Here is a 7834-nt window from a genome sequence, read left to right as displayed (position 1 = left end):
TTACTTTAATTGGTATTAGCATAGGGAATTCGGGTATTTAAAATAACTTCCTTTTAAAATGGTCCCGAATGAAACTGAAGTACTGCAGTTTTAGGCTGGTGAAGTACTTTGATACAATGGAATGATTAACTCATTTATGTTGATTGTTTTCGTTGGCAACCGCTGCTTAAGGCGTGCCGCCATACTCGATTGCGTTTGGCAACTGCGTCCTCGGTTTGATGCTCCTAGCTATGCCGGGCGATTAGAAAGCTTTGAATGGTGGCATTGGGATGATGAAACACTAGCAGAAATATTGCCACCATTCCAAAAAGATTGCGGTGAGTTTTTGGCTTACTTTGAGCAAGTCTAACCCCAATATATTTTAAGTCTGAAATTAAAAAAGCAGCCTAAGTGGCTGCTTTTTCGTTTAATAACTTTATAGCGGTTTAGCTGGCAAGCCGTTTAGTTCGCTAACTGATTAATTAGAAAGCTTAGCCTCGACTTGCCCAAGTGCGCGTTGGTACATAAACCAAGCACATGTACCGGCAAGCACATTACCCACCATGGCACCCCAGAACAGGCCTTCAATACCAGCAAGCTGCGAACCAATCCACAAGCAAGGCAAGAAGAAGGCGAACAGGCGCAGTGCTGATATCGTTAAGGCAGTATAAGACTTACCAAGCGCATTCGAGATAGAAACCATCAGCATACAGATACCCAACGGCCCTAAACTGATAGGAACGATAAGTAAGTGGTAGTTCAAAATGGTCGAGACTTCGTCTTCGCTGGTCATGAGATTTGCCAACCCGCCAGAGAACATCCAAGTTACCAGTGCGATCACCAATTGGAATCCTAATACAAACATCACGGCAATCTTCACAAGACTACGTATGTTCCCTAGGTTCTTTTCTCCCAACATTCGGCCAATCATAGGTGGCATCGACATAGTCAGAGCAAGCACTGCAACAATCGAAAAGAACTCAAAACGTGAACCTAGCGCCCAAGCTGCAACGGCTGCTGTGCCGTAGCCTGCAAGCAGTTTGGTGGCGAGCATCGAAGAGACTGGTGGCAGTAGCTGACTGATCATCGCAGGCCCCATGATGTTTCCTATAGAACGAATACTCTTGCCGATATCAAGATCGTGCCAGTCGAATGTCATCCAATGCTTCTTAGTTACCTTAGGAGCAACGATAAAGATACCCGCACCGAACGCCAAGATGGTCGCAATCGCGGCTCCGTTGATGCCCATGTCGAGCGTGAATATGAAAATCGGGTCCAATATCAAGTTGATGATGCTGGTCGCGATCATCATGGAACCGGGCAGCATGGTATTACCATTGGCACGACACACACTGTAGAAAAAGTAGAGCAGTGCGCCTGTCCAAGAGCTTACCAGCCAATAGATCCAGTAATAATCAATGATCGGCAGTACCGTCGGTGGTGCATCGAGGAGTTGTAAAATAGGACCACGCAACAGATAGATGATGACCGAGAACAGCGCGACACTCACACTGCCCATCGCAACGACTAATCCGCCGAGCTGTTTGGCATAGCGTATCTCGTTAGCCCCAATAGCTCTCGCGATCACAGCCGTTGTCGCGATGCCTAGTCCGACTTGAATCCCGATAATGATCATCTGAATTGGTAGCGTGAAGCCTTGAACCGCGAGCGGCAGTACGCCTAACTGGCCAATAAAAGCACTGTCTACAAGTTGGAAGCTCATCAGGGAGAGCACCCCAAACAGCATTGGCCATGTCATTGTATAGAGTTGTCGGCCAAGAGAAGGCGAGGGAGTTGCGGTCGTAGAATTCATAACACTCTTATCAGTCTTGAAGGTAGGTTTGTCGTAGTGACAATCCATTCAATGAAGAATTGCGTAAAGGATAACGTAACGTTAGCTCGATACCAATAAATGTCATTAAATCTATCGATATTACCTTTGCACAGTTTCATCGGTATGTGAGCATTGTGCAATGCAACTTTATGCGTTCGCTTATTGAAATTTAAGGTGTCGTATCTTGTTTCTGAGTTTTATATTAGCGGATTGGGTCTAAAGGTTTTCCATTCGACTATTTCTAATGTTTCGCTTTATCCCGATAACTTGGTGGCGTGACTCCAACCCAACCTTTGAATGCACGATTGAAATTACTCAAGTCGCTGTAACCCACTTGCCAACTGATGTCTTGAACAGAAAGGTTGGTCTCTTCAAGTAGCTGTTTTGCTTTAGCTTCCCGAACTTGTTCTTTGGCTTGTTTAAAGAGAATGTTTTTGCTCTTCAGGTTTCTCTGCAGCGTTCGTTTTGTCATGCCGAGCATGGTCGCAAACCACTCAATATTGAACCAAGGTAGAGTCGCATAGGTGTCTATTAATATCTCGACAGCGTGATGCCAATCTTGGGTACTATTTCGTTCTGAAATGGCACGATAATCATCGGGCAGCGGAATCGAGAACGCACCGTATTGCTCTTCAAACTGAATATCAGAATCAAAGAAATGCTTAGGTAATTTACGTGCGCTGTTGTTCTTAGAGACCAACTTGGCGTGTGATGGTTGCCAGCGACTGTCAATGAACTTACGGCATAGGCTAATCACGGTCAGGGCGCGAAACCATTCTGCTTGTTCAAAACCTGAGGTCGATGGGTGATAGCAACTTCGATGACACAGCCACCACAATCCATCGCTTTTTTCCGTCCATATGGTGACGTGATTACTTAAGGTCGATATTTCAGTAATCAAGCAGCGTACCGCTTGCTCGAGAGAAGTGCATTGTTCAATTTTTCGGTCTAGCTCAGATGACAATTGCTCTAGAGAGGCCTTACGTCCAACCTCAATCCCTATCGAATAGCCAAACTTACGCTCAAGGCCATGAATGAAGCGAATCACGTCTTGTGTAGGAAGCCATTGATTGGATTGTGTCAGTTCAATGGGTAGACCGCACGCAACGGCGACGGTGCGCCAACCCAGTCTATGTTTGTCACAATACTGAATATATGGAGCAATGTTACTGGTCGAAGTGAGCAGTATGCTGGTGGTGTTCGATGATGCTTTCATTGTTTTGTGCCTACCATTAAATGTCATCAAGTGACCTAATTAAGTGTAGCGCATCTCCCTATACTTTTCCTAACCCAAACAGGAGAACAATTATGAAACTTAAACACATTGCCGTTCTAGTATCGTTAGCGACCCCATCATCATTTGCTCTTGCAGCAAACCCAGTTGAAGAAGCTCTGAAAGTTGAAGGTGCTCAAGTTACCTTGACCGTGAAAGAGGCGAGCACAGCATTTACCCCAAGTTTTACTGACTCAGCTCGTGAGTTATTCAATAACTTTCATTGGCAGATGGGCGGCGACCACAGCGTTTACTACAACATGCACATGAGTGAGTTTCTACCAACGGCACTGGCGGCTCCAAACGAAGAGTACAAGCCTTTAGTCAAAAATATCGACCCACGACTCGCTGCACTGAAAGTTGATACTGAAAGCAAAGGTCAGTTGACAATGGATGAGTACTTGGCGGATGAACAGTTCCGTACCCAAGGCTTTATGTTGATTCACAAAGGGGAGATCGTTTACGAAGCTTACCCAGGTATGAAGCCGACAGATACGCACGTTTGGGCATCTACAGCAAAAACGACGGTTGGCACAGTGATCGCAATGTTAGTGGAAGAGGGCAAAGTCGACCCTGAAAAAGAGATCGCTGAGTATGTTTCTGAATTGAAAGGAACGAACTGGGATGGCATCACAGTACACCAAGTTCTGAACATGTCGACCGCTCTAGACAATGAAGAGACATTAGAGTCTATCTTGAACCCAGACTCTGATGTGGTGCGTTTCTTTGCGGCATCGTTTAACTCACCAAGAGCAAAAACGGGTGAGATGGAAACTTGGATGGACGTGGCTAAGGGCGCGCAAAAGCTCGCAGGTGAAAAAGCCGGTGACCACTTCCGTTATGCATCTATCAACACCATGGTGCTGACTAAGTTAGTTGAAAACGTTGAAAACAAAACTTGGACTCAAGTATTCGAAGATCGTGTTTGGTCAAAAGTGCACGCACGTCAACCAATGCAATTCAACTTGACGCCAGATGGCATGGCGATCGCGGTTGGCTTGGTTTCATCAACGGTAGAAGATATGGCTCGCTGGGGAACACTATTTACACCTAGCTGGAAAGCGGTGGCTGATGAGCCAGTGGTGTCACAAGCTGTGATTGATCGTATCCGCAACGGCGGTGATCCAAAAGCATTCGTAGGTACTAGTAAAGAGAGCAGTTCACTGCACGCATACAACGAAAAAGCAGACTACAACGCATACCAGTTTGATTTCATTTTCAACGATGGTGCGATGTCGAAAAGCGGCAACCTAGGCCAATTTATTTACATCGATCCGGCGCGTGACTTTGTGGGTGTGATGTTCTCAACCAACCCATACCACTCAGGTTTTGGTGAGAATAAAGGCCCTGCACTAATGCGTTCGGCAGCAAAACTACTTGCTGACAAGTAATCTATTTATTACCTAACAGGATGTTCCAGGCTTCAAGGAGGAAGCAAACGACTTTCGAGAGATATAATGAAAAAGTTTGCTCTATTAATCCCGTTGAGTTTAGGTCTAGCCCTTCCTGCACATGCCGATTCAGATTCCGAACGTGTTATCGATCCTGCTGATGTCACTAAAGTTTATACTCAAGCTGCATTGATGCTGAATGGTAGTTCAGATATCCAATTTCAAGGGCAAGTTTCTGGCGGTTTAGAAAACGGTCAGCAGTTTGCCCTACTGGCCGAAGGGACGTTTGTCGATGAAAGCAACACAGCACTTCGCGATCCAGACAAATTCGGTACAGAGTACAGCAACTCTAGAATTCAGTACTTCCACGTCTTTGAAACAGGGACGAAAGCTACGCCTAAAGTGGGTCTTTCATTAGATTATATTAATACGCGCAACAGTATTAAAAATGACTTATTGTCGGTTGGCGGTGTTGTTGCGATTAATCCAGCTTATACCGGTGGATTCCTGGTATTTCCAAGAGCAGGACTGATGACTGGTAGTATGGAGATCCCTGGCGTCACTTCATCTAAAGATGATTTAACGGGATACTCGCTTGGTTTGATTACCGCGAAGCATCTCGGTGACTCTGGCGCTTATGTGTCTTTGGTTCCTGAGTGGCAAGATCTTTCTGGTGATGATATCGACATGCAAAACTTCTCATTTAAAACATCGTTAAATGTGCCGATGAACACTGCAAGAACTTGGTGGTTGAATACGCGCTATGACATTACCAAAGCGGATGTTGATGTGAAAGGTGTGCCAATGCCGAATGGTTGGCAAACCGAAGCTTGGGTTGGTGTGAGATACTACTTCTAGCGCTCTAGCCAGCTAATTTGGAAAGAACCTAAAAAAGCCAGTCAACGTGACTGGCTTTTGTCGTTAAGGTACCGCGTGAAGCGTTACTTATTTACTTATTTACTTATTTACTTATTTACTTATTTATTAGCAACGTTACCTAGCTTCAACCACGTATCGATAACCGTATCCGGGTTTAGTGAAACAGAGCTGATGCCTTGCTCCATTAACCACTCTGCTAGGTCGTCATGGTCAGATGGGCCTTGGCCACAAATACCCACGTATTTACCCGCTTTGGTTGCCGCATCGATCGCCATTTTCAGCATTGCTTTCACGGCTGGGTTACGCTCATCGAAGAGGTGTGCCACATCGCCTGAATCTCGGTCGAGGCCAAGTGTCAGTTGCGTCATGTCGTTTGAGCCGATAGAGAAGCCATCGAAGTACTTCAAGAACTCATCAGCCAAGATTGCGTTCGATGGTAGCTCACACATCATGATCACTTTCAGACCTTGGTCGCCACGGCGAAGGTCGAATTTAGCCAGAATGTCGATAACCGATGCCGCTTCGCTTGGAGTACGAACGAATGGGATCATGATTTCAACGTTCTTAAGGCCCATTTCGTTGCGAACGCGTTTGATCGCTTGAGTTTCTAGCTCGAAACAGTCTTCGAATACTGGTGAGATGTAACGAGATGCACCACGGAAGCCCAGCATTGGGTTCTCTTCATGCGGTTCAAACGTTTTACCGCCGACTAGGTTGCTGTACTCGTTCGACTTAAAGTCAGACATACGTACGATCACACGCTTAGGCCAGAATGCAGAAGCGATAGTCGCGATGCCTTCTGTTAATTTGCTTACGTAGAAATCGATAGGATCTTTGTAGCCACGAATACGTTCGTTGATTTCCGCTTTTAGCTCATCCGTTTGTGCATCGAAGTTAAGCAGCGCTTTAGGGTGAATACCGATCATCTTGTTGATGATGAATTCTAGACGAGCAAGGCCAACACCTTCGTTCGGGATTTGTGCAAAGTCGAAGGCACGATCTGGGTTACCCACGTTCATCATTACTTTGGTTGGTAGCATTGGTAGCTCATCAACCTCAGAACGTTTGATTTCAAAATCGAGTTCGCCGTTGTAAACGTAGCCTGTTTCGCCTTCTGAACATGACACTGTCACGGTATCGCCATCGTTTAGGCTGCTTGTTGCTGTACCACAACCAACAATCGCTGGGATACCAAGCTCGCGAGCAATGATCGCAGCGTGACAAGTACGGCCACCACGGTTAGTCACAATCGCAGACGCTTTCTTCATCACAGGTTCCCAGTCTGGGTCTGTCATGTCAGTTACCAGCACGTCGCCTTCTTGAACCAGTGACATTTGGTCTAGAGAATCAACCAAGCGAACAGGGCCAGAGCCGATACGCTGACCGATAGCGCGGCCTTCAACCAAGACATCCGCCTTATTGTTTAGCTCGTAACGCTCGATAACGTTTTGATCGCTTTGAGAACATACGGTTTCTGGGCGAGCCTGAACGATGTAAAGCTTGCCGTCGATGCCATCTTTCGCCCACTCAATGTCCATTGGACGTTGGTAGTGCTTCTCGATGATCATCGCTTGTTTTGCTAGCTCTTTGATCTCTTCATCGTTGAGTGAGAACTCGTTACGCTCTTGAGTGTCGGTGTCGATGATATCGACTTGCTTGCCGATTTCTTGATTGGTCGAGTAGATCATCTTGATCAACTTAGAACCAAACGTCTTTTTAACGATTGGGTAGTGACCCGCTTCTAACATTGGCTTGTGAACGTAGAACTCGTCTGGGTTCACTGCGCCCTGTACAACCATTTCACCCAAGCCCCAAGAAGAGGTGATGAATACCACTTGGTCGAAGCCAGACTCAGTATCAAGCGTGAACATCACACCTGAAGAGGCTTTGTCTGAGCGAACCATGCGCTGGATACCCGCAGACAATGAAATGCCACGGTGGTCAAAGCCTTGGTGTACACGGTAAGAGATAGCGCGGTCGTTAAACAGTGACGCGTAAACGTGCTTGGTTGCTTCGAGTACCGCGTCGATGCCTTTCACGTTAAGGAAGGTTTCTTGCTGGCCTGCGAAAGAAGCATCTGGAAGATCTTCTGCGGTTGCCGATGAACGAACCGCTACAGACAATTCTTCGTTGTCTTCAATTAGCTCACGGTAGTTCTCACGGATGTCTTGCTCTAGTGATTCTGGGAAGGGTGCATCTAGAACCCATTGTCGAATCGTTGCACCTGTCTTACGCAGGGCGTCAACGTCTTCAACATCAAGTTCATCAAGTAGTTGGTGGATGCGCTCATCAAGACCTTTGTAGTCAAGAAAGTCGTTAAACGCATAAGAGGTGGTAGCAAAACCATTAGGTACAGAAACACCAGCATTGGACAGGTTAGAAACCATCTCGCCCAGTGAGGCGTTCTTACCGCCGACTTTGTCGACATCTTCCATGGATAGGCCATTGAACCATAGGGTATTATTTTGCATTTATTTC

Annotated in this window: 6 protein-coding genes; 3 read left to right on the top strand and 3 right to left on the bottom strand. The window is 46.2% G+C overall.

Features of this window, described 5'->3' with window-relative positions:
- The first annotated feature begins 121 nt into the window (after window positions 1-121).
- Window positions 122-349, top strand: a complete 228-nt coding sequence (locus AB4493_RS20955) for a hypothetical protein (RefSeq protein ID WP_029236461.1) — start codon at window positions 122-124, stop codon at window positions 347-349.
- A 108-nt stretch (window positions 350-457) separates the two neighbouring features.
- On the opposite strand, the gene AB4493_RS20950 is transcribed toward AB4493_RS20955, so the two are convergent.
- Both AB4493_RS20950 and AB4493_RS20945 read right to left on the bottom strand, forming a co-directional pair.
- Complete coding sequence (locus AB4493_RS20950) at window positions 458-1792, bottom strand: MATE family efflux transporter (RefSeq protein WP_017069196.1); 1335 nt, start codon at window positions 1790-1792, stop codon at window positions 458-460.
- A 262-nt stretch (window positions 1793-2054) separates the two neighbouring features.
- On the bottom strand, window positions 2055-3029 hold the full coding sequence (locus AB4493_RS20945; protein ID WP_372155759.1) for a helix-turn-helix domain-containing protein: 975 nt from the start codon (window positions 3027-3029) through the stop codon (window positions 2055-2057).
- 92 nt (window positions 3030-3121) lie between these two features.
- Here AB4493_RS20945 and AB4493_RS20940 point away from each other — a divergent pair, with 92 nt between their 5' ends.
- Together AB4493_RS20940 and AB4493_RS20935 are read left to right on the top strand one after the other, a co-directional pair.
- Window positions 3122-4477: a serine hydrolase gene (locus AB4493_RS20940; RefSeq protein WP_102394183.1), complete on the top strand. Its 1356-nt coding sequence runs from the start codon at window positions 3122-3124 to the stop codon at window positions 4475-4477.
- A 66-nt stretch (window positions 4478-4543) separates the two neighbouring features.
- Window positions 4544-5335: a hypothetical protein gene (locus AB4493_RS20935; protein WP_017060557.1), complete on the top strand. Its 792-nt coding sequence runs from the start codon at window positions 4544-4546 to the stop codon at window positions 5333-5335.
- Window positions 5336-5454: 119 nt separating this feature from the next.
- On the opposite strand, the gene ppsA is transcribed toward AB4493_RS20935, so the two are convergent.
- Window positions 5455-7827 (bottom strand): phosphoenolpyruvate synthase, encoded by a 2373-nt coding sequence (gene ppsA, locus AB4493_RS20930; protein ID WP_048609039.1) that lies wholly within the window; start codon window positions 7825-7827, stop codon window positions 5455-5457.
- Window positions 7828-7834 lie beyond the last annotated feature (7 nt).

The sequence above is a fragment of the Vibrio sp. 10N.222.55.A1 genome, from assembly GCF_041473835.1.
Lineage (GTDB): Bacteria > Pseudomonadota > Gammaproteobacteria > Enterobacterales > Vibrionaceae > Vibrio > Vibrio crassostreae_C.
The sequence above is the reverse complement of the archived record's forward strand: the minus strand, read 5'-3'. Positions and strand labels throughout refer to the sequence as shown.